Source organism: Megasphaera sp. SW808 (genome assembly GCF_012027795.1).
GTDB lineage: Bacteria > Bacillota > Negativicutes > Veillonellales > Megasphaeraceae > Megasphaera > Megasphaera stantonii.
On sequence record NZ_SJOT01000001.1, the window covers coordinates 87,052 to 108,765 of the forward strand.

Sequence of the window (21,714 nt, forward strand, 5' to 3'; positions counted from 1 at the left end):
AATTCATGAAGACAAATATGAGAGCCCAATCCATGTATTGGCTGTACAACGTACTGCTGCTAGTGTATTGGGCGACGCTGATTCCCATGCTCATTTACCGCCTGATTCGCGAAGAAGGCTTTTATCAGCGCATCAAACAGAGCATCGGGTTTCTGCCGGATGATTTAAAAGAAAAAATATCGAACCGCCACGCCATCTGGGTGCACGCCGCGTCGGTCGGAGAAATCGTAGCGGCCAGCCCTATCGTGCGGGAAATGCGCAAGACCCATCCGAACGAGGTCATCATCGTGTCCGTCGTCACGGCGACGGGGTTCCGCATGGCCCATCAGATTATCAAGGGCGCCGACGGGATTTTATATTTCCCTCTGGACCTGCCGTACCTGACAGACCGCATTTTGACCATCGTCAAGCCGCGGGCCATTGTCCTTGTCGAGACGGAAATCTGGCCGAACTTCTTGCGCATCGCGGCCCGCAAGAATATTCCCGTCATGATGATGAACGGGCGCATCAGCCGCCGTAGCTCCAGCCGGTACCGCATGATTACCTTCTTTACGCGCCGCGTCTTGTCGACGATTTACGTGTTCTGCATGCAGAGCCGCATCGACGCCCAATATATCATCGATATCGGCGCCGACCCCAATAAGGTCATCGTCACGGGCAATACGAAGTACGACCAGACCTACGGCATCGTGACGGATGAAGAAAAGAAACGCTACCTCAAGGAGCTGGGATTCGACGAAAACACCTATCCCATCATGATTGCCGGCAGCACCCATAAGGGGGAAAACGTGTCGGTATACAAGGCGTTCTGCAATATACGGAACCATTTCCCCGGAGCGAAGCTCATCATAGCGCCGCGCTACATTCATCAGGCCGACCTCATTTACGACGAAGGCGTCAAGCACGGCGTGACGATGGTCAAACGCAGCGACATGGTAGCGGGAAAGCAAATTGCCGGCCCATACGACGGCGTCCTCCTCGATACGATCGGCGAGCTGGGCCGGGTGTACAGCCTGGGCGATTTGGTCTTCGTCGGCGGCAGCCTGGCCCATATCGGCGGCCATAATATCCTGGAGCCGGCGGCGCACGGCAAGCCGATTGTCGTCGGGCCGAACATGTTTAATTTCGTAGAAATTTTCGATCTTCTCAGCAGCCGCGGCGCCTGCGTCATGGTGCGGAATGAAGAAGAGTTTATTGATACCTGTCTGGATATACTGATTCACCCTGAAAAGGCGGAAGAAATGAAGCGCCACTGCCTGGAAATCGTCGAAGAAAATCAAGGGGCGACCAAGAAGAACCTCGACGAGCTGCAGCGGCTGCTGGACGAAGTATACGGACATTATGAAGTAGACAAGAAGTAAGCATCGGAGATGAGCATATGGCATTGCGCACGAAACTTGCCGCGTACTTTCTCGATTTGATGAACGGCTCGTCCTCCCATTGCTGGGACGGGCTGGTGCTGGGCGCGCTGGAGCGTGCCGCCGTCCTGTACCGGAAGGGCGTCGAGAAAAAATACCGTTCCTATGCGGACCATCCGGAACGGCAGGCCCGGCTGGACGCCGTCGTCATCAGCCTTGGCAACATTACCGTCGGCGGGACGGGAAAGACGCCGGCAGCCTGTATGCTGGCCCAGCGGCTGCAGCGGGAAGGATACCGCGTAGCCCTGCTCAACCGGGGATACCGCTCCCAGAAGGAACACGACGGGGCGGTCATGTCCGACGGACGGCAGGTGCTGCTGTCGGCGGCGGAAGGCGGCGACGAAGCGTGCCTCATGGCCCGCAGCCTGCCGGGGATTCCCGTCGTCATCGGACGGGAACGCCGACGGAGCGGACAAATGGCTATCGAACAGTTCGGCTCGCAGGTCTTGCTGCTGGACGACGGTTTTCAGCACTGGCAGCTGCATCGGGACTTGGATATCGTCCTCGTCGACGCGACCAATCCCTTCGGCAACGGCAAGGTATTGCCGCGGGGGATTCTGCGCGAGCCCATGGAGCACCTGAATCGGGCCGGCCTGTTTCTCATTACGAAATGCGACCAGGCGTCGCGGGAAGCCATCGACGCCGTGTACGGCGCGCTGCAGGCCTATAATCCCGACGCGCCCATTGCTGAATCGGTCCATCGGGCTAAGTGGTGCATATCCTTCGGCGACTGGAACGGCATGAAGGGGCGGGAAAATTGCCAGGCTCTTCCTAAGGGAACGAAGGCCGTCGCCGTATCGGCCCTGGGAAACCCGGCGTCCTTTGAGCAGACGATTCGCTCCTTTGGCTATGACGTCGTTCAGGCCCTGCGTTACGACGACCACCATCACTATGGAACCGACGACATGGCGGCGATGAAAAAGGCGGCAGACGCCGCAGGCGCCGTGCTGATTACGACGGAAAAGGACGCCGTAAAGCTCAATCCGGAATGGATCAGACAATACGATTTGCCCCTGTACGTCCTGGGCATCGCGCTGGAAGTTACCAGGGGCGGAGAACAGATAGATAAGGTATTACGCCACGTAATAGGAGGTTAGGTTATGAAATTTGTATGCATCATCCCATCCCGCTACGCCTCGACGCGCCTGCCGGGCAAGCCGCTGGCCGATATTGCCGGCAAGCCTATGGTGCAGCGCGTATATGAACAAGCGGCGAAGGCGACGAAGCTGGAACAAGTCGTCGTCGCCGTCGATAATCCGAAAGTGTACGACACGGTCGTCTCCTTCGGCGGCCATGCCGTCATGACGCGGGAAGACCATGCCAACGGCACGGACCGCCTGGCCGAGGCGGTAGCTCATTTCCCTGACGCCGATGTCATCGTCAACGTTCAGGGCGACGAGCCCCTCATTGCGCCCGACGTCATCGACGCCTTGTGCGCCGTCTTTGAAGAAGACCCGTCCCTGTCCATGGCTACGGTCGCCTCGCCGCTGGCAGAGGAAGAGTACAATGAGCCGAGCGCCGTCAAGGTTGTCATGAATCAGAAAGACGAAGCCATGTACTTTTCCAGATCCCTGATTCCCTATCCGCGCAACGCCTTTGACGATACGATACGCCCGTATAAGCACATCGGCATTTACGCCTACCGCCGCGATTTCCTGCTGCAGTACGCTGCTATGGAACAGACGCCGGCGGAAAAAGTGGAATCGCTGGAACAGTTGCGGGTTCTGGAAAATGGATATAAGATAAAGGTAATCAAGACAAACCATACGTTTATCGGCATCGATACGCCGGAAGACTTAGAACATATCCGCGCATACTTCGCGCAAAAGGGAGAATAACGCATATGATGGAACAAGTAAAACGCGTAGCCGTAGGAAATCAGACTGTCGGCGGAGACGGAAAGCTCTTCGTCATGGCCGGCCCCTGCGTGCTGGAAGAAACAGAACGGGTGCTGAATATCGGCCGGGAAATGAAGCGGATCTGCGAATCCCTGGGGGTCACGTATATCTTCAAGGCCTCCTTTGATAAGGCGAACCGCTCGTCCTACACGTCCTTCCGCGGGCCGGGACTGACGGAAGGGCTGCGCACCTTGAAGTATATTAAAGAAGAATTAGGCGTGCCTGTCGTCAGCGACGTCCACTCCATCGAGCAGGTAGAGCCGGCGGCAGAGGTGCTGGATATCCTGCAGATTCCCGCTTTCCTCTGCCGGCAGACGGACCTTCTGGAAGCGGCGGCGAAGACGGGCAAGTGCGTCAACGTAAAAAAAGGCCAGTTCATGGCCCCGGAAGACATGAAAAACGTCGTCGACAAGATCACCTATATGGGCAATGAAAATATCATGCTGACAGAACGGGGATTCTGCCTGGGATACCATAACCTCGTCGTCGACATGCGCAGTTTCCCCATTATGCGCAGCTTCGGCTATCCCGTCGTGTTCGACGCGACGCACAGCGTCCAGCTGCCCGGCGGCGCCGGCACGAAATCGGCAGGCCTTCGCCAGTACATCGGCAACCTGGCCAGAGCGGCGGCCGGTTCGGGCATCGACGGCGTATTCATGGAAGTGCACGATAATCCTGCCGAAGCTTTATGCGACGGCCCGAATATGTTATACTTGTCGCAAGTAGAAGGCGTGCTGCGCGATATGATCGCCATCAACGACATTACCCGCAGAAGCGTCAGTACGGCGAAATAATATACAGAGGTGACATTACGATGGATATATTAGCAGAAGCAAGAGACGTACTCCAGCAAGAAGCAAAAGGCATTGAAAATCTCATTCCTACGCTGGATCAAAACTTCGTCAATGCCGTGCATATGATCATGGAATCGAAAGGCCGCACCATTGTAACCGGCATGGGAAAATCGGGCCATATCGCCCGCAAGGTATCGGCGACGCTGTCGAGCACGGGCACGCCGTCTATTTTCCTCCACCCGGCCGAAGGCATTCACGGCGACTTAGGCATGGTAACGGGGGACGACGTCGTCCTGGCCTTTTCCAACAGCGGCGAAACCGTGGAAATTTTGAATATCCTGCCGTCGCTGAAACGAATCGGCGCTAAAATCATCGCCGTCGTAGGCAATCACAACTCGACGCTGGCTAAAAATTCCGACGTCATCCTCGACGCATCCGTCGAAAAGGAAGCCTGCCCCCTGGGACTGGCGCCGACGACGAGCACGACCGTGGCCTTAGCCCTCGGCGACGCCCTGGCTATCGTCCTGCTGTCGTGCCATCACTTTACGAAAAATCAGTTTGCCATTTATCATCCCGGCGGAGCGCTCGGCCGCAAGCTGCTCATGACCGTTGAAAACGTCATGCACAAGGGTAATGACAATCCGGTCATTTCCGAAGACAGCATCGTGCAGGACGCCTTGTTCATGATGACGGAAAAGGGATTGGGCGCCGTGTCGGTCGTCGACGAAGAAGGCCGCCTCGTTGGCCTCGTTACGGACGGCGACGTCCGCCGCGGCCTGGAAACGGGATCTAACTTCCTCCAGTGGCCTGTCGACGCCATGATGACTAAAAACCCCCGTCAGATTACGAGCGATAAGCTGGCTGCCGAAGCCCTTCATATCATGGAAAAGAACCAGCCTCGTCCGATTACGGTACTGCCCGTCGTCGACGGCGACGGCAAGGCCGTCGGCATGGTTCACCTGACGGATTTGCTGCGGCAGGGAGTCGTCTGATGGACGGCTGGAGGGAAATAAAATTGTTGGCCTTCGACGTGGACGGAGTGCTGACGGACGGTACGATTTATTACGGCCCCGGCGGCGACGCCATGAAGGGCTTTTCCGCCCGCGACGGCATGGGGATTTCCCTGGCCCGGGCGGCAGGTCTTAAAACGGCTATTATTACGGGGCGCCGTTCGCCTATGGTCGAGCGGCGGGCCGAGGATTTGCATATCGATTATGTTATGCAGAATACGTCGGACAAGCTGGCCGCTTTTTCCCAGCTTTGCCGGGACCTGGGCATATCGATGGGGGAAGCCGCCTATATGGGCGACGATTTGAACGACCTGGCCGTCGTGGCGAAAGCCGGATGCGGCGCTTCGCCGGCCGACGGCTGCGCGGAGGTGCGCGAGGCTGCCTCCTTTGTATCGGCCTATGCCGGCGGCCACGGCGCGCTGCGCGAGTGGGTCGAATATATTTTAAAACAGCAGCACCAGTGGGACAGTGTCCTCAGCCGCTATATGAGCGGCATGGCAGCAGTGATTCAATAGTAGAAAGGAGCGTCTGTATTGTGTTTAAGGATTGGCAGTATCACGCTGCGCGGGGATTAGGCAAGTTGCTGTGCTGTCTTCCGTATCCAGCCGTTATTTCTTTGGGACGAACCTTAGGCCCGGTTATAGGAAAGCGATTGAAAAAACAGTACGAGCGCGGAATTTTCCACATTATGCGAGGCATGGAATGCGATAGGGGCGCAGCGGAACAGATCATGGACGGCCTGTTTCAGAATCTGGGCCAGTCGCTGATGGAAATTCTCTACACTCCGAAGCTGAATAGAGATAATATTTCCCAGTATGTTACACTGGAGCATCCGGAACGGCTGGACGCGGCGCTGAAAGAGAATAAAGGCGTCATCGTGCTGACCGGCCATATCGGCAACTGGGAATGGATGGGCGCGTCGCTGGCCCTGTACGGCTATCCGACGACGACTATCGTCAAAAAGCAGCCGAACGACCAGGTAACGCGGCTCCTCAATGAAAATCGCGAAATGATGGGGCTGGAAGTATTTGCCCGCGGCGGGAATGAAATGATCATCGCCGCGCGGGCCCTGAAGCGCAAAAAAATATTGGGATTTTTAGCCGATCAGGACGGCGGATTCTACGGCGTTCCCCAGCCCTTTTTGGGGAAAATGTCGTCGACGCCGCGGGGACCGGCGCAGTTCGCCCGCAAATTCCGGTCGCCTATCCTGCCGATTTTTGCGATTCACGACGAACACCACCGTCACCGCGTCGTCATCGGCGAGGTCATGTATTATGAAGATACGGGGAATAAGGACGAAGACATCGCCCGACTGACCCGGAAGATGGCCGTGCTGACGGAACAGTTTATCAAAGATCATCCGACGGAATGGCTGTGGTTCCAGCACCGCTGGAGCACGGAACCGGAAGAAATTATAGCGTTGCACCAAGGAGCGGAGGCAGACGGCAGTGACGATAACACAACTCAAGCAGAATAAAGGAAAACTTATCGGCGCGGCATGTGTCATCGCCTTTGCCGCCTTATTGTACTCGCTGATGGAAGAGCCTGTAGCGCAGCCTGATGTGAAGGCGGACAACCTCGTCGAATTCGAAGGCTCCGAGCTGGTGGAAAATAAAAACGGCAAGCTCGTCTGGAAGCTGACGGCCGATAAGATCATGATCGATCCCCAGACGGAAATCATGTATTTTACAAATCCTAAAGCCCTGCTTGTCGATGAAGAAGACGGCACGGAAATGACGATTACATCGCCGAACGGCGTTGTAGACCGCAAGAAGCATACGATTGAAATCAAACCGCCGGTCAGTGCGGCGACAAATCGGAATGATACATTGCAGACTGAAGGCAGTGTGTATTATAATATGAATACGCATATGGTAAAGGGCGGCAAGGTCGTCATGAACCGTCACGACAACACGAGCCTCCGCGCCGATGCGTTTGAAACGACTACCAGTATGGATAAGGTAACGCTGACCGGCCATGCGCAGGTAACCAAGGGAGAATAAGCTATGATGAAGAAACTACAAAAGAAAATGCTTGCTCTGGCCCTGTTGGGACTCATGAGCATCCCTGCTGCAGGTCTTTGGGCCGCGGACAATCCGTCCGTATCCGTGACGGCCGACAAGCTGGAATACAACGGCAAGACCCAGGTGGCGACAGCGACGGGCAACGTCGTTATCGTGCGCGACAAGGCGACGATGAACGGCGACAAGGCCGTATACAACTTAAAGACGGCAGAAGCTGACTTGGAAGGAAACGTCGTCGTGCAGCAGCCGGACATGCATTTAACGGCGGACAAGCTGCATTCGACGAACCGCAACTACGTCATTGCGACAGGCGACGTGCGCGGTATTTATCAGGACAAGAAAGTAAACGGCGATAAGGTCGAATACTATTTGGATAAAGATTACGGCATCGTAACGGGCAACGGATATCTGGAAGCCCAGGGTTCCCGGCTGTGGGCCGACCGCATCGATGCCTGGTTTAAAGAAATTAAGGCCGTAGGGCAGGGCGACGTCCATATTGAATCGCCGGCGGACAATCTCGTAGCCGACGCGACGAAAGCCGTATATACCCAGACGCCGGGCAAGAACGACGGCGTCGTTCATCTGACGGGAGACGTCAATGCCGTGCAGAACGGCAATTCGCTGACAGGCGACAACATCATGATCCGCTTGGCAGATAATTCAGCCCAGGCCATGAGCCGGTCGACCGTCGTCATTATACCGGGCAGTGAATAAGCGGCCGGCGCAAGGAGCAATGTATGCTGATTCAAACACATAATTTGGTAAAAATGTATAAGGAAAAGCGCGCTGTCGCCGGCGTCAGCATTCAGGTGAACCAAGGAGAAATCGTCGGCTTGCTGGGGCCGAACGGCGCCGGCAAGACGACGACCTTTTACATGATTGTCGGCATTGAGCATCCTGACGAAGGCTCGATCTGCATCGGCGATCAGGATATTACGGGCCTGCCCATCCATAAACGGGCGGCCTACGGTATCGGCTATCTGCCCCAGGAAGCGTCGATTTTCCGCAAGCTCACCGTCGAAGAAAACCTGCTGGCTATGCTGGAGACGACGAAGCTGAGCAAGCGGGAACAGCGCAGGAAAGCAGAAGCGCTGATGGAAGAATTTTCTATCATCAAGCTGCGCAAGCGCCTGGGCATTCAGCTGTCCGGCGGCGAACGGCGCCGCGTGGAAATTGCCCGGTGTCTGGTCATGGACCCGGCCTTTATTTTGCTGGACGAACCCTTTGCCGGCATCGACCCCTTGGCGGTCAACGATATTCAGGGGATTATCAGCCACCTGAAAAATCGCGGCATGGGCGTCCTCATTACGGACCATAACGTCAGAGAAACGCTGAGCATCGTAGATAAAGCCTATATTTTAAGCGAAGGTCGCATTCTTTTGGAAGGCAATCCGGAAATGATTGCCAACGACCCGGTGGCAAGGAAGTTCTATTTAGGCGACGACTTCAGAATGTAACAGGCAGGGAGACAGAATGCGAATATTAGATAAGTATATATTAAAAGAATTTATCAGCCCGTTTTTGTTCGGCGTCTGCGCCTTTACGGCCGTGTTCATCGGGACGGGGACGCTGTACCGTATTGCCAACCTGATCAATACGTACGGCGCGTCGGCTTGGGCGGCCTTCCGCATTTTAGTGCTGGCTATGCCGTCGATCATCGTCGTGACCTTCCCCATGTCGGTCCTCCTGGGCTCGCTGATGGCCTTTGGCCGGCTGTCGAGCTCCAGCGAGCTCATCGTCATGCGGTCAGGCGGTCAGAACTTCGCCCGCCTGGCCATGCCTATTTTCGTCGTTGCCTTTTTCATTTCTATCGGCACGACCATTTTCAACGAATACGTCGTGCCCCGGGCCAACAATGCCTACAACACGATTATCAACGAAGAAGTCAAGCATAACGTCGCACCGGCGACGCAGGATCACATCGTCCTCAAAAACGTCAAAGGCGCCAATATTTCCAGCCTGATGTATGCACGCCAGTATAACTCGGAAACGAAGATGCTGACGGACCTTACGGTGCAGGAATTTGAAAACGATACGCTTGTGCGGGTGGAAAAAGCCGAATGGGCCGACTGGAACGGCGCGAAATGGGTCATGCACGACGGCATCATTTACGACCTTTCCGGCGGAGACGGCGTAGAACGGACGATGACCTTCGATCATCAGGCCCTGCCTATCGTGCAGAAGCCGGACCGCATCAATGCGTCTCAGAAAGACCCCGATGAAATGACGATACGCGAACTGAGAGAACAGATTCAGATTCTCGACGAAAACGCCGTCAATACCAATAAGATGAAGGTAGAAATGTACAACCGCTTCGCCCTGCCCCTGGCCAGCCTGGTATGCGCCATCGTCGGCGCGCCGTTGGGCATGCAGAAGCAGCGCGGCAGCTCGTCTATAGGCTTCGGCATCAGCGTCGTCGTCATCTTTATTTACTACACGATCATGACGCTGGGGAACGCCCTTGGCAACGGCGGACGGATACCGCCGTATCTGGCCGCGTTTCTTCCCGATATCATCTGCGGCATTACCGGCGCGGTTCTCGTATACCGCAAGTCGAAATAAACGGTTAGCAGCTCGGTTCCTGATTAGGCAGCCGTGCTGCTAACCCGTTTTTTATATGGACATTTCTTATAAAAATAGGGAATGACAGAATGAGTATAATGTTATATGATAATACTATACAAGGAGGTGCTGTATGGAATACGGATGGATTATGCTGTTCGTGCTGGCCATTATGGGCGGTATTATCGCCTATTTAGGCGATAAAATCGGTTCGCGCGTCGGCAAGCGGAAAATTAAATTATTCGGCCTTCGGCCTAAATATACGTCTATTCTCGTTACGATCCTGACCGGCATCAGCATCGCCGCCGTCACGCTGGGCGTCATGTCCATATTGTCAGAGAACGTGCGCATCGCCTTGTTTGGAATGCAGCAGCTCCGGATGCAGAACGAAGCGCTGGAAACACAGCGAAACCAGCTGCTGAAGCAGGCCGGCGATTTGGGAAAAGAGCTGGATGAAAAAAACCGCCTCATCGCCTCCAACGAAGAATTGCTGCAGCTGCAGCAGGAGCAGCTGGACGGGAAAAACGAGGAAATCCGTCTGACGCAGCTCGATTTGCAGCAGGCTCAGGCAGCTCGGGACGACAAAGCCCGTCAGCTGTCGGTCATACAGGTCGCCATGGATAAAGCCCTGCAGGATAAAGACAAGGCCGTAGCGGACCGGGATGCGGCGCAGCATGACCTGGCCGTACTGGAAGAAACGAAGGAACGCATGGTCAGCACTATCGAAGTGCTCGACAAGCGCATCCGCATTCTCAACGAAACGATGACCAATATCCGCGAGGGAACCGTCATGTTCCGCGTAGGAGAAGTCTTGTCCAGCGTCGTCCTCAGCAGCGGCCAGGACGGCAAAACGACGCGGGAAGAATTGAGCCGGGCCATGCAGCAGACCAACGCCATGATTTGCCGGTATTTGGGCATTACCGATGAAAACGCCGTTTTGGTATACATTGCGCCCGACGAATTCAACGCGGCCATCAGCGCCCTGCAGCAGGGCGGAGCCGGCGGCAAAAAGCTGATTCGCCTTATCGCGGCGGGCAATATCATGGTCGGCGAACCGGCGCTGGTTCATATTGATATGCACGACAACAACCTCATTTATCATAAAGGCGACGTCGTATATGAAACGGAGCTGAACGAAAGCGAAACGGCTCATAATCCGGAATTACAGGTTATGCGTTTTCTGCATGACGTAAACCTGCAGGCCAAGGCCAAGGGCGTGCTGCCCGACCCGCTGAGCGGCAACGTCGGCGCATTGTCGGCGACGGAAATGTTCGATACCATTTCCCGCATTAAGGGGCTCAGCGGCGAACACATTGTCCTGCGGGCCGTCACGCTGAATGACACGTATACGGCAGGACCTCTGGGCATCGACATCATCGTCGAGCCGATTCAATAAGCAAAGAGTACGAGGAGATTCGAATGATAGCTGCAATTGATCCGGGCTCGGAAAAGACGGGCGTCGCCGTGCTGGGCGGCGACGGGAGCCTGGCGGAGAAAAAAATTATCCCGACGGGAGAACTGGAAGCCTATCTGACTGGGGCTTATGCGCAGTATCGCTTTACCCATATCGTCATGGGCGACGGAACCAATCACAAGCATCTGCAGCCCGTAGCCGAGCAGTGGATACGGCGGCAGGCTCCTGCCGTGACCTTTTCTCTCGTCGACGAGAAAAATACGACTGTCGAAGGCCGGGCTATGTATTTCAAGTATACGCCCCGCCGAGGATGGCGGCGCTTCGTGCCGCTGTCGCTGCAGTATCCGCCCGAACCGGTCGACGATTTCGTGGCCTGGATCATCGGTCTCCGTTACATTCATAGGCAAGGGGGAATAGAATGATATGACAGGATATGCATTCCGCGCCGTTGGATTAGCCCTCGGCGCTTTTATATACACCGTCGGCTTGGATATTTTTTTGGTGCCCAATCACGTCATCGACGGAGGCGTCGTCGGCCTGGCCCTGATGGCGGCCGAACTGACCGGCGTCAGCTTCAGCGTGTTTATCGTCGCGCTGAACGTTCCCTTTTTCATCATCGGCTATAAGAAAATCGGCGTCGTATTTACGATACAATCCCTATTTTCCGTACTCTGCCTGTCCGGGTGGAGCAAGTTCATTCACCATACGCCGGTGACGACGGACCCTTTTTTGTCGACTATTTACGGCGGCATTATCATCGGCCTCGGCGTAGGCCTGATTATCCGCTGGGGCGGCTCCCTCGACGGTACGGAAATACTGGCGATCATTGCCGACAAAAAAACGCCCTTTTCCGTAGGCGAAATCATCATGTTTTTTAATCTGTTCATTTTAGGCAGCTCGGGCTTCGTCTTTTCCTGGGACAGCGCCATGTACTCTTTGGTAGCCTATTTTATCGCCTATAAGATGATCGATATCGTGACGAACGGCCTCGACGAAATGAAGGGGCTGCTCATCGTGACGTCGCGGTACGACGAAATGGCCCGCTGCATGACCCAGGACATGGGCCGCGCCGTTACGCTGCTTAACGGCGAAGGGGCTTACAAGAGGGAAACGACGAAGATTTTGTACTGCGTCGTTTCGCGTCTGGAAATGACGAAGGTAAAGGACGCCGTCCGCAAGATCGACCCCAATTCCTTCATATCTATTTTTGATATCAGCGAAGCCCACGGCGGCCTGTTTAAACGGCGGACGCCTCATCATTAAGGGCGGCTCCGGTATATCAATCTGACATAACGGAGAAATAGTTATGCAAAACGATTGTGATATGGAATAACTCATTGTATACTAATAATTGACAGATGCGTTAAATTTGCTATTATAGTAGCTGATGTTTGTTTTTTTGTAAACAAAAGTAATCAGAGACATGAAGTTTTGTCTTTAGGAGGGTATACAATGGCACAATTGAATTTTAACATTGAAGACGTATGCGGCACGTTGTCGGAAAATAAAGACGGCTGGCGCAAGGAGCTGACCTATATCAGCTGGAACAACCGCGCGCCGAAATTCGACCTTCGTTCGTGGGACCCGGACTACCAGGCCATGACGAAAGGCATTACGCTGACGAAGGAAGAATTGGAAAAACTGCGCGACGTTTTGAACGAATTGGATTTTGATAAATACTAAAAAGGAGTGAAGAGTATGCTTTCGACAGTTCCATTATATGAATGCTGAGAAAGCATACTTTTTGTTTTTGCTTGCAAATCTTCAGGAAACATTATATAATCTCTAGTTGTATGTACTATTAGTACTTGGTCATAAATTGCTTAAAGGTGATGAAATGGTTCGTATAGCAAGAGATAAGCGGCATGCCCTGCTGCGCAAGCGAATAGAAGAAGATCCCTTCGTGAACGACGAAGAACTGGCGGAGGAATTTTCCGTCAGCGTAGCTACTATCCGCTTGGACCGCATGGCGTTGGGGATTCCGGAAATGCGCATCCGCATCAAGCAAAAGGCGGAAGCGGCCCAGCCCCGGCAGAAGAATGCAGGCTTTGTAGGCGAACTCGTGGAATGCACCGTTGGACAGAGCGCGATTTCCATTATGACAGCGACGGAAGATATGGTCGATGAAGCGCATATCGTGCGCTCCCAATGCTTGTATGCTCAGGCCAATTCGCTGGCCCAGGCCGTGCTGCACCTGCCTGTGGCCATTACGGCCGTAGCTAATATCAAATACAAACAGCCTGTTACCGTAGGCGACAAGCTCGTCGCCGTAGCAGAAGTGATTCGCCGCCGCGATCAGAAATACTATGTATGGGTGAAAATACGAAAAAATGCGAAGGAAGTATTTCGCACAAAGTTTATCATAGAATCTTTGGAATGATGGAGCGTAAGTATGAAAATAGCTGTAGACGCTATGGGCGGCGATTATGCACCGGAAGAAGTGGTGCTGGGCGCGATTGAGGCTGTCAAATCGTATAGCCTGGACGTCGTCTTAGTAGGGGATACTAATAAAATAGAAGAAGTATTAAACCGGTACGGCGCGAAGGACAATTCGCATTTGTCTATCGTTCACGCCAGCCAGGTCATTGATATGGGAGAACATCCGGCTCAGGCAATCCGCAAAAAGAAGGACGCGTCGATTGTCGTGGCAACGCAGCTGGTAAAAGACGGCGCCTGTGACGCCGTCGTAGCTCCCGGCAGTACGGGAGCCGCCGTTACGGCAGCTCTCCTGGGATTGGGCCGCATTAAGGGCATTGAACGGCCCTGCATTGCGACGCCGATTCCTTCGAAGAAGGGCATTACGGTCCTTCTTGATTCGGGCGCGAACGCCAACAGCAAGCCGAAGCATTTGGTGGAAGGAGCCATTATGGGCTCGCACTATGCGAAATACATCCTAGGCGTAGACAAGCCTGCCGTCGGCCTGCTGAATATCGGCGAGGAAGCGTCGAAGGGGAACGAGCTGGCCCAGGCGACGTATCCGCTGCTGGAAAAAATGAAGACCATTTCCTTTTACGGCAACGTAGAAGGCCGTGATATTCCGAAAGGGACCGTCGACGTCGTCGTCTGCGACGGCTTCGTGGGCAACGTCATTTTGAAATTTGGCGAAGGAATGGCCATGTTTATCATCCGCTTGGTAAAGGATACGATCAAGAGCAGCGGATTTATTGCTAAATTAGGAGCCCTGGCCGTATATCCGGCTCTCCGAACCTTAAAAAAACGTCTTGATTTTACAGAGTACGGCGGCGCGCCTCTTCTCGGCGTAGACGGAAGCTTTATTATCTGCCATGGAAGCTCTAAAGCCAAGGCGATTAAAAACGCCATCCGCGTAGCGGGAGAACTGGCGCAACAGGACGTAGTAGGCCATATTCGCAAAAGTATAGAGGAAGAAGAGGTAGAACAGTATGATAGTGAAAACTAATCCGGCCGGCATATTGGGAACAGGCCATTACGTTCCCGATAGAGTCGTGACGAATGCCGATTTAGAAAAAATCGTAGACACGTCAGACGAATGGATTCGGGAGCGGACGGGTATCCGCGAACGGCACTTTGCGCCGGAAGGCGTCAACACGTCCGATATGTGTACTATCGCCGCCAGACAGGCCATGGAAATGGCCGGCATTACGGCGGAACAGCTGGATATGATTATCGTCTGCACGCTGACGCCGGACATGACGATTCCGTCGACGGCCTGCATCGTGCAGAAGAACCTCGGCGCCGTCAACGCCGCCGTTTTCGATCTGTACGCCGCCTGCTCGGGCTTTGCCTACGGAGCGATTACGGCGTCCCAGTATATTGAAAGCGGCATGTGCAAGTACGTCCTGGTCATCGGCGCGGAAATCCTCAGCCGCTTTATGGATATGACAGACCGCAACACCTGCGTATTGTTCGGCGATGGGGCCGGCGCGGCCGTATTAGGGCCTGTAGAACAAGGCTACGGCATTTTAGGTGCCGACATGGGAGCCGACGGCAACGGCGGCCAGTACCTGAATATACCGTCCAGCGGCGTTGCTATCCTACCGACGGACGAAGCGCGGGAAAAGCACCTGACCTATATTAAGATGGACGGCAAGGAAGTGTATAAATTTGCCGTTAAGGTTATGGGCAAGACGGCGGAAAAGGCCTTGGAACGGGCTGGCTTGTCTCATGAAGACATCGACCTTCTCGTGCCTCATCAGGCCAATATCCGCATCATTACATCGGCGGCTAAACGGCTTCACCTGCCGATGGAAAAGGTGTTTGTCAACATAGATAAGTATGCCAATACGTCAGGAGCATCCATTCCCATCGCCCTTGACGAAGCGAACCGCCAGGGACGCATGAAACACGGCGATATCGTCGTGCTGGCCGGGTTCGGTGCCGGGCTTACGTGGGCCGGATTGGCAATGAAATGGTATGCGAAATAAGGACGACGAGGTGAATAGTATGAAAAAAGCATTTGTATTCCCCGGACAGGGTGCGCAGAAAGTCGGCATGGTCAAGGATTTATACGAATCGTATGCCGTCGTGCGGGAGCTTTTCGAAGAAGCAGACGACGCGCTGGGATTTTCTTTGACGAAGCTGTGCTTTGAAGGCCCTGATGAAGAATTGATGAAGACCTATAATACGCAGCCGGCGATCTTGACGGCCAGCACGGCCTGCTGCCGCGTATTGGAACAGGAAGGCGTGACGCCTGACATTGCCGCAGGCCACAGCTTGGGCGAATATTCGGCTCTCGTAGCGGCCGGCGCACTTTCCTTTGCCGACGCCGTGCGGACCGTACGGCTCCGCGGCCAGTTCATGCAGGAAGCCGTGCCTCTGGGAGAAGGAAGCATGGCAGCTATCATGGGCTTGGCCGAAGATAAGATTAAGGACATCTGCGCCCATATTTCCGGGCAGGGCGGCGTCGTACAGGCCGTTAACTTCAACTGCCCCGGCCAGATCGTCATTGCCGGCAGCACGAAAGCCGTTGAAACGGCCGTAGATGAATTGAAGGCGGCCGGCGCAAAGCGGGCAGTCCTCCTCCACGTCAGCGCTCCCTTCCACAGCACGCTCATGGAACCGGCGGCGAAACGCCTGGCAGAAGTGCTCGACACGATTACGATTTCCGACGCTAAGATTCCTGTCGTCGCCAACGTAAACGGCCAGATTGAAACGGCTGCGGCTGATATTAAGGCTTCCCTGGTCAAGCAGGCGGCCAGCCCCGTGCTCTGGATCGACTGCACGAAGACCATGCAGGCCTTCGGCGCCGAAGCCTTCGTAGAAGTCGGCCCCGGCAAAACGCTCTGCGGCTTTAACCGTAAGATCGACCGGGCAATTCACAGCGAAAACGTAGAAGATATACCTTCCTTACAGAAAACACTTGAATTTTTCCAGGGGGTTAGATAAAATGCTCTTAACAGATAAAACTGCCGTCGTTACGGGCGGTTCCCGCGGTATCGGCCGGGCCATTGCCGTCGCCCTTGCGGCGGAAGGCGCGAAGGTAGCCGTTATATACGCCGGCAATGCAGCGGCGGCTGAAGAAACGCTGTCCCTCATCAAAGAACAAGGCGGCGAAGCCGTCGCAATGCAGTGCGACGTCGCCGACGACGCAGCCGTTTCCGATATGATAAATGCCGTAAAAGAACAGTTCGGCTCTGTTGATATTCTGGTCAACAACGCCGGCATTACCCGCGACGGTCTCCTCATGCGCATGAAGGAAGGCGATTGGCAGACCGTGCTGGATACGAACCTGACGGGTGTATTCCACTGCACGAAGGCTGTAACGAAGCTGATGATGAAGCAGCGCAGCGGCGCGATCATCAATATTACGTCCGTCGTCGGGCAGACCGGTAACGCCGGCCAGGCAAACTACGCAGCGGCGAAAGCCGGCATGATCGGCTTTACGAAATCCGTAGCCAAGGAACTGGCTTCGCGGGGCATCCGCGTCAACGCCGTAGCTCCGGGCTGCATCGATACGGACATGACGGCGGTATTGAGCGACGCCGTAAAAGAAGACATGCTCAAATCGATTCCCCTGGGCCGCGTCGCCCAGCCGGAAGAAGTGGCGAAGGCCGTCGTGTTCCTCGCCTCTGACAACGCAAGCTATATTACCGGCCAGGTCTTAAACGTAGACGGCGGCATGGTAATGTAAGACATATATTCCACTGAAAGGGGGTGAATTGGAAATGAGCGAAGAAGCTACTTTTGAAAAAGTAAAGAGCATCGTTGTTGAACAGCTCGGCGTTGACGAAAAAGAAGTCAAAATGGACGCTGCTTACATCGATGATTTGGGCGCTGATTCCTTGGATATCGTTGAATTGATCATGGCTTTCGAAGAAGAATTCAACATCGAAATCCCTGATGATGTTGCGGAAAAAATCAAAACTGTCAAAGATACAGTTGATTACATCGAAAAGGAAAAGAAAGCGTAAGTACGCAATAGGGCCGGATGGGGAAGCCATGGCGCTTCCCCTGACGGTGTCTTGATTGGAGGAAAACAGAGTGAAGCTGCCAGAATTAAGAATAGGTAAGCTCGTAGCAAAGGTGCCAATCGTCCAGGGCGGCATGGCAATTCGATTGTCCACGGCCCGATTGGCCGCAGCAGTAGCCAACGAAGGCGGTATTGGCCTTATTGCGGCTTCTGGCATGCCCTTTGATGAATTAAGGTATGAAATACGCTTAGCCAGAAAACTGGCTCCAACTGGAATCATAGGCATAAACGTAATGGTCGCGGCCCGCGAATTCAAAGGCATCGTGACCACTGCAATTGAAGAAGGAATAGACCTGGTTGTAGCAGGAGCAGGCTTTTCCCGGGATATGTTCGCCTGGGGAAAAGACAGCGGCACGCCTATTGTGCCCATCGTGTCTTCTGCTAAACTAGCTAAAATATCCCAAACCCTGGGTGCTGCTGCCGTCGTCGTAGAGGGGGCAGAAGCAGGCGGGCATCTGGGAACCAACCGCTCGAGCCGGCTCATCGTGCCGGAAGTGCGGAAAGCTGTCGACATTCCCGTCATCGGCGCAGGCGGCGTTCTTCACGGTGAAGACATTGCCGAAATGCTGCGTTTGGGCGCCGACGGCGTTCAGATGGGAAGCCGGTTTGCCGCCAGCGTGGAATCCAACGGCGCTGACGAATTGAAAAAGGTATATCTGCGGGCCAACAGCCCTGAAGATTTTATATTGGTGCATAGTCCAGTCGGCCTTCCGGGGCAGGCAATCCGGACGCCCTTTTCCGAACGAATTCTTCTCGGTACGGCGCCGGCGCCGGATCACTGCGATCAGTGCCTGAAAAAATGCAGCCATAAGTACTGCATTATCCGCGCCCTCACGAGAGCGCAGCAGGGCGACGTCGAAACGGGCTTGGTGTTCTCCGGCAGGAGAATGCAGGAAATCCATGACATTCTGCCGGTAAAAGACATATTTGCATATCTTAAACGTGAAATGGATGAAATTCCCGATTGATTCACGGTTTGATTTTTGATGATGAGGTGAAAATATTGGAAAAACGTGTAGTGATTACAGGCGTCGGCGTCATTTCCCCCGTAGGCATGGGTAAGGATGAATTTTGGAACGCGCTGCTCAGCGGCAAAAATGGAATCGGTCCTATCACTCATTTTGACGCGACTGAATACGGCGCGCGCATTGCCGGCGAAGTCAAAGATTTTGATCCTGCTGCCTTCGGCATTGATAAGAAGGAAGCCCGCCACATGGACCCGTCTACGCAGTACGCCGTAGCGGCCGCCAAATTGGCTCTCGAAGATTCTAAGATGAATTTGGATGAAGAAGACCGCGACCGCATCGGTACGATCGTCGGCACGGGCATCGGCGGCATGGAAACTCTCCACAACCTGTATAAGGGCTTGTTTGCCAAGGGACCGTCCCGCGTCAATCCCTTTGTCGTACCGAAGATGATCGCCAACATGGCGTCCGGCCAGGTTTCCATTACCTTCGGCCTGAAGGGCCACTGCGCCAGCGTCGTAACGGCTTGCGCGACAGGCGCTAACTCCATCGGCGACGCCTTCCGCATGATTCAGCGCGGTGAACTGGACGCAGCCGTAGCCGGCGGTACGGAAGCTGCCGTATCTCCCGGCGCCGTAGCGGGCTTTGCCGCTATGAAGGCTCTGAGCACGCGCAACGACGATCCGGCTCATGCATCCCGTCCCTTTGACAAAGACCGCGACGGCTTCGTCATGGGTGAAGGCGCAGGCATTGTCGTACTGGAAGAATTAGAACATGCTAAGAAGCGCGGCGCCCACATTTACTGCGAAATCAGCGGCTATGGCAGCAACGCCGACGCATATCACATTACGGCTCCCGGCCCGGACGGTATCCAGCAGTCCAAGTGCATAGAATTGGCTATTAAGGACGCCGGTCTCCTGCCGAACGACGTCGACTACGTCAACGCTCACGGCACGTCGACACATTTGAACGACTTGAACGAAACGAAAGCCGTTTCCCGCGTATTCGGCGATCATGCCAAAGCCCTCCTCATGAGCTCGACGAAGTCCATGACGGGTCATCTCCTCGGCGCAGCCGGCGCCGTCGAAGCCATCGTCTGCGCTTTGACGATTGAAACGGGCAAGGTACATCCGACGATTAACTTGGCGGAAGTCGACGACGAACTGAAAGAATTCGGCTTGAATTACGTGCCGAACGAAGCCGTAGACGCCGATGTCAACGTAGCGATTTCCAACTCCTTCGGGTTCGGCGGCCACAACGCGACGCTGCTGTTTAGAAAATACGTCGACTAAGCGTTGGCAAGCGGAATACAAAATAGATTAGAGAAGATCATGTGAATGGATACAGGTAGAAAAAAGCAGTTAGAAAAATTCATTGACGTTTTAGGACTTTCCTCTTTTCATAATCTGTTGATTTTGGACCAGGCTCTGACACACTCATCCTATGCCAATGAAAATAAGGCAAAACACGGTTATTACAATGAACGGCTGGAATTTTTGGGAGATGCGATTCTCGACTTGGTAGTCGGCGAATATCTTTTCCTGCAATATCCCCACATGCCGGAAGGCGAATTATCGAAAGCGCGGGCCAGCGTCGTCAGCGAAGCGCCGCTGGCTGCCGTATGCGCTACCTTCAACATGGGGGACTACATTCTTCTGGGAAAAGGAGAATTGGCGTCAGGCGGCCGCAAGCGGGCCAGCATACTGGCAGACGCGTTTGAAGCCGTCGTCGGTGCGATTTACATTGATTCGTCTTATGAAGAAGCGCGCAAATTTATTCTGCATCAGTTAAAAGATTATTTATCCCTCGTTGCCAGCGGCGATTACGGAAAAGATTACAAGACGCTGTTCCAGGAATTCGTCCAGCGCGACGGCGAGCAGAAAATCACATACGCCCTGTGCCGGGAAGAAGGCCCCGACCACGACAAGACCTTTTACATGGAGGTCATCGTAGCCGGCAAGGTTCTCGGCGAAGGCTCCGGCAAGACCAAAAAGGATGCGGAACAGCATGCCGCTCACGAAGCTCTGAAACGATTACATGCAATATAAAAGGATGCGGCTTAGCCCATCCTTTTTTTATTTGAGGTATTATGGTGAAAACATCGATTATTCCTATCTTTATTCCTCATATCGGCTGTCCGTACCGCTGCGTATTCTGCAACCAGTGGCGCATTACAGGGCGGCGCGGCGTGCCCGACGGCAATGCCGTGGCCCGGACGATCAAAGAATACGTGACAAGCGCGGCTGAAGAACGGCATTGGGAGGTCGCCTTTTACGGCGGCAGCTTTACGGCTATTCCGATGGCCTTGCAGGAGGAACTGTTGACTCCGGCTCATGAAGCGCTGCAGCAGGGCCGTATACAGGCGATTCGCTGCTCGACGCGGCCCGACTGCATTGACGAAGAAATATTGAGTCGTTTAAAACGGTACGGTCTGTCGACTGTCGAATTAGGCGTTCAATCTATGGATGACGTCGTATTGGCCAAGGCTAAGCGGGGGCATACGGCGCAGGACGTCGTAACGGCGACGGCGCTGCTGCGGGAGCACGGATTTACTGTCGGCCATCAGCTCATGCCGGGCCTTCCCGGAGAAGATTGGAACAGCCTGCAGGACACGACGGCGGCGATTTGCCGCTTACAGCCCGATATAGCCCGCATCTATCCTGTCGTCGTCATTGCCGATACGGAGCTGGCCGACATGTATCGGAAGGGAGAATATACGCCTCTTTCGGTACATGAAGGCGTCGTGCGGGCTGCCTATATGAAGCAGGCCTTTGTCGAAACGGGCATTCAGTGTATCCGCACGGGCTTGCAGGCGACGGAAGACTTGGACGATCCGGCCCAGGTACTGGCCGGGGCCTATGCGCCGGCTATGGGCGAAATGGTCGACACGCGGCGGTATTGCCGCCAGCTGTTCGCCGTCCTGGACTGCCTGGGAGATGTGGGCGAGGTCATCGTAGAATATAATCGCCGTGATACGTCGCGCGTGCGGGGATATAAAAATACTACCGTCAAAAAAGTGCGGAACCGCTATTCCTTTTCCGTACAATGGAAGGAATCAGCCGTCTTGCCGGCAGGCATCGCAGCTGTTTCTGCCGGCAGGCGGAAGATATATATCGAGGCGGACGCCGGCAGGATCAAGGATAACCTGTGAAGTCGAGAGACCTGGGCATAAAAAATACCG

The 21,714-nt window shown here is 54.5% G+C and carries 25 protein-coding genes; all 25 read left to right on the forward strand.

Going from position 1 to position 21,714, the window contains the following annotated elements; all coding sequences use genetic code 11:
- The first annotated feature begins 5 nt into the window (after positions 1–5).
- Complete coding sequence (locus E0L13_RS00390) at positions 6–1,361, forward strand: glycosyltransferase N-terminal domain-containing protein (protein ID WP_168059528.1); 1,356 nt, start codon at positions 6–8, stop codon at positions 1,359–1,361.
- A gap of 17 nt (positions 1,362–1,378) precedes the next feature.
- Positions 1,379–2,515: a tetraacyldisaccharide 4'-kinase gene (gene lpxK / locus E0L13_RS00395; protein ID WP_168059530.1), complete on the forward strand. Its 1,137-nt coding sequence runs from the start codon at positions 1,379–1,381 to the stop codon at positions 2,513–2,515.
- A gap of 3 nt (positions 2,516–2,518) precedes the next feature.
- Positions 2,519–3,256 carry a 3-deoxy-manno-octulosonate cytidylyltransferase gene (kdsB, locus tag E0L13_RS00400; protein WP_168059532.1) on the forward strand — a complete coding sequence of 246 codons (738 nt, stop codon included), beginning with the start codon at positions 2,519–2,521 and terminating at the stop codon, positions 3,254–3,256.
- Between the two features lie 8 nt (positions 3,257–3,264).
- Positions 3,265–4,110, forward strand: a complete 846-nt coding sequence (kdsA, locus tag E0L13_RS00405; RefSeq protein ID WP_087477741.1) for a 3-deoxy-8-phosphooctulonate synthase — start codon at positions 3,265–3,267, stop codon at positions 4,108–4,110.
- Positions 4,111–4,130: 20 nt separating this feature from the next.
- Complete coding sequence (locus E0L13_RS00410) at positions 4,131–5,102, forward strand: KpsF/GutQ family sugar-phosphate isomerase (protein WP_087477703.1); 972 nt, start codon at positions 4,131–4,133, stop codon at positions 5,100–5,102.
- On the forward strand, positions 5,102–5,635 hold the full coding sequence (locus E0L13_RS00415; RefSeq protein ID WP_168059534.1) for an HAD family hydrolase: 534 nt from the start codon (positions 5,102–5,104) through the stop codon (positions 5,633–5,635). The genes E0L13_RS00410 and E0L13_RS00415 overlap by 1 nt, the downstream gene beginning before the upstream one ends.
- A gap of 20 nt (positions 5,636–5,655) precedes the next feature.
- On the forward strand, positions 5,656–6,597 hold the full coding sequence (locus E0L13_RS00420; protein ID WP_168059536.1) for a lysophospholipid acyltransferase family protein: 942 nt from the start codon (positions 5,656–5,658) through the stop codon (positions 6,595–6,597).
- Entirely contained in the window at positions 6,569–7,123 is a 555-nt protein-coding gene (gene lptC / locus E0L13_RS00425; protein WP_168059538.1) for an LPS export ABC transporter periplasmic protein LptC, read from the forward strand. The genes E0L13_RS00420 and lptC overlap by 29 nt, the downstream gene beginning before the upstream one ends.
- A 3-nt stretch (positions 7,124–7,126) precedes the next feature.
- A complete protein-coding gene (locus tag E0L13_RS00430; protein WP_232818756.1) occupies positions 7,127–7,858 on the forward strand; it encodes an LptA/OstA family protein in 732 nt (243 codons plus the stop codon).
- A 23-nt stretch (positions 7,859–7,881) separates the two neighbouring features.
- A complete protein-coding gene (gene lptB / locus E0L13_RS00435) occupies positions 7,882–8,601 on the forward strand; it encodes an LPS export ABC transporter ATP-binding protein (RefSeq protein WP_168059540.1) in 720 nt (239 codons plus the stop codon).
- Between the two features lie 16 nt (positions 8,602–8,617).
- Complete coding sequence (locus tag E0L13_RS00440) at positions 8,618–9,706, forward strand: LptF/LptG family permease (protein WP_168059542.1); 1,089 nt, start codon at positions 8,618–8,620, stop codon at positions 9,704–9,706.
- Positions 9,707–9,839: 133 nt separating this feature from the next.
- Positions 9,840–11,102 carry a DUF3084 domain-containing protein gene (locus E0L13_RS00445; protein ID WP_168059544.1) on the forward strand — a complete coding sequence of 421 codons (1,263 nt, stop codon included), beginning with the start codon at positions 9,840–9,842 and terminating at the stop codon, positions 11,100–11,102.
- A gap of 23 nt (positions 11,103–11,125) precedes the next feature.
- Positions 11,126–11,542 (forward strand): hypothetical protein, encoded by a 417-nt coding sequence (locus E0L13_RS00450; RefSeq protein WP_168059546.1) that lies wholly within the window; start codon positions 11,126–11,128, stop codon positions 11,540–11,542.
- A gap of 1 nt (position 11,543) precedes the next feature.
- Positions 11,544–12,383: a YitT family protein gene (locus tag E0L13_RS00455; RefSeq protein WP_087477711.1), complete on the forward strand. Its 840-nt coding sequence runs from the start codon at positions 11,544–11,546 to the stop codon at positions 12,381–12,383.
- Positions 12,384–12,572: 189 nt separating this feature from the next.
- Positions 12,573–12,803, forward strand: coding sequence for a PC4/YdbC family ssDNA-binding protein (locus tag E0L13_RS00460; protein ID WP_087477712.1), 231 nt, complete (start codon positions 12,573–12,575; stop codon positions 12,801–12,803).
- A gap of 154 nt (positions 12,804–12,957) precedes the next feature.
- Positions 12,958–13,500: a transcription factor FapR gene (fapR, locus tag E0L13_RS00465; RefSeq protein WP_087477713.1), complete on the forward strand. Its 543-nt coding sequence runs from the start codon at positions 12,958–12,960 to the stop codon at positions 13,498–13,500.
- Positions 13,501–13,512: 12 nt separating this feature from the next.
- Positions 13,513–14,538: a phosphate acyltransferase PlsX gene (gene plsX, locus E0L13_RS00470; RefSeq protein WP_168059548.1), complete on the forward strand. Its 1,026-nt coding sequence runs from the start codon at positions 13,513–13,515 to the stop codon at positions 14,536–14,538.
- Positions 14,522–15,523 carry a beta-ketoacyl-ACP synthase III gene (locus E0L13_RS00475; protein WP_168059550.1) on the forward strand — a complete coding sequence of 334 codons (1,002 nt, stop codon included), beginning with the start codon at positions 14,522–14,524 and terminating at the stop codon, positions 15,521–15,523. The genes plsX and E0L13_RS00475 overlap by 17 nt, the downstream gene beginning before the upstream one ends.
- A 19-nt stretch (positions 15,524–15,542) precedes the next feature.
- A complete protein-coding gene (fabD, locus tag E0L13_RS00480) occupies positions 15,543–16,484 on the forward strand; it encodes an ACP S-malonyltransferase (protein ID WP_168059552.1) in 942 nt (313 codons plus the stop codon).
- A 1-nt stretch (position 16,485) separates the two neighbouring features.
- Positions 16,486–17,229: a 3-oxoacyl-[acyl-carrier-protein] reductase gene (gene fabG / locus E0L13_RS00485; protein ID WP_168059554.1), complete on the forward strand. Its 744-nt coding sequence runs from the start codon at positions 16,486–16,488 to the stop codon at positions 17,227–17,229.
- A 34-nt stretch (positions 17,230–17,263) separates the two neighbouring features.
- On the forward strand, positions 17,264–17,509 hold the full coding sequence (locus E0L13_RS00490) for an acyl carrier protein (RefSeq protein ID WP_059076793.1): 246 nt from the start codon (positions 17,264–17,266) through the stop codon (positions 17,507–17,509).
- A 70-nt stretch (positions 17,510–17,579) separates the two neighbouring features.
- Positions 17,580–18,536: a nitronate monooxygenase gene (locus E0L13_RS00495; RefSeq protein ID WP_198643463.1), complete on the forward strand. Its 957-nt coding sequence runs from the start codon at positions 17,580–17,582 to the stop codon at positions 18,534–18,536.
- A 35-nt stretch (positions 18,537–18,571) separates the two neighbouring features.
- The gene (fabF, locus tag E0L13_RS00500) at positions 18,572–19,825 is read left to right on the forward strand and encodes a beta-ketoacyl-ACP synthase II (protein WP_107195652.1); all 1,254 of its coding nucleotides are present in this window, start codon (positions 18,572–18,574) and stop codon (positions 19,823–19,825) included.
- Between the two features lie 45 nt (positions 19,826–19,870).
- Positions 19,871–20,581, forward strand: a complete 711-nt coding sequence (gene rnc / locus E0L13_RS00505) for a ribonuclease III (RefSeq protein ID WP_107195653.1) — start codon at positions 19,871–19,873, stop codon at positions 20,579–20,581.
- Between the two features lie 41 nt (positions 20,582–20,622).
- Positions 20,623–21,684: a radical SAM protein gene (locus E0L13_RS00510; RefSeq protein WP_206081435.1), complete on the forward strand. Its 1,062-nt coding sequence runs from the start codon at positions 20,623–20,625 to the stop codon at positions 21,682–21,684.
- The last annotated feature ends 30 nt before the right edge of the window (positions 21,685–21,714 follow it).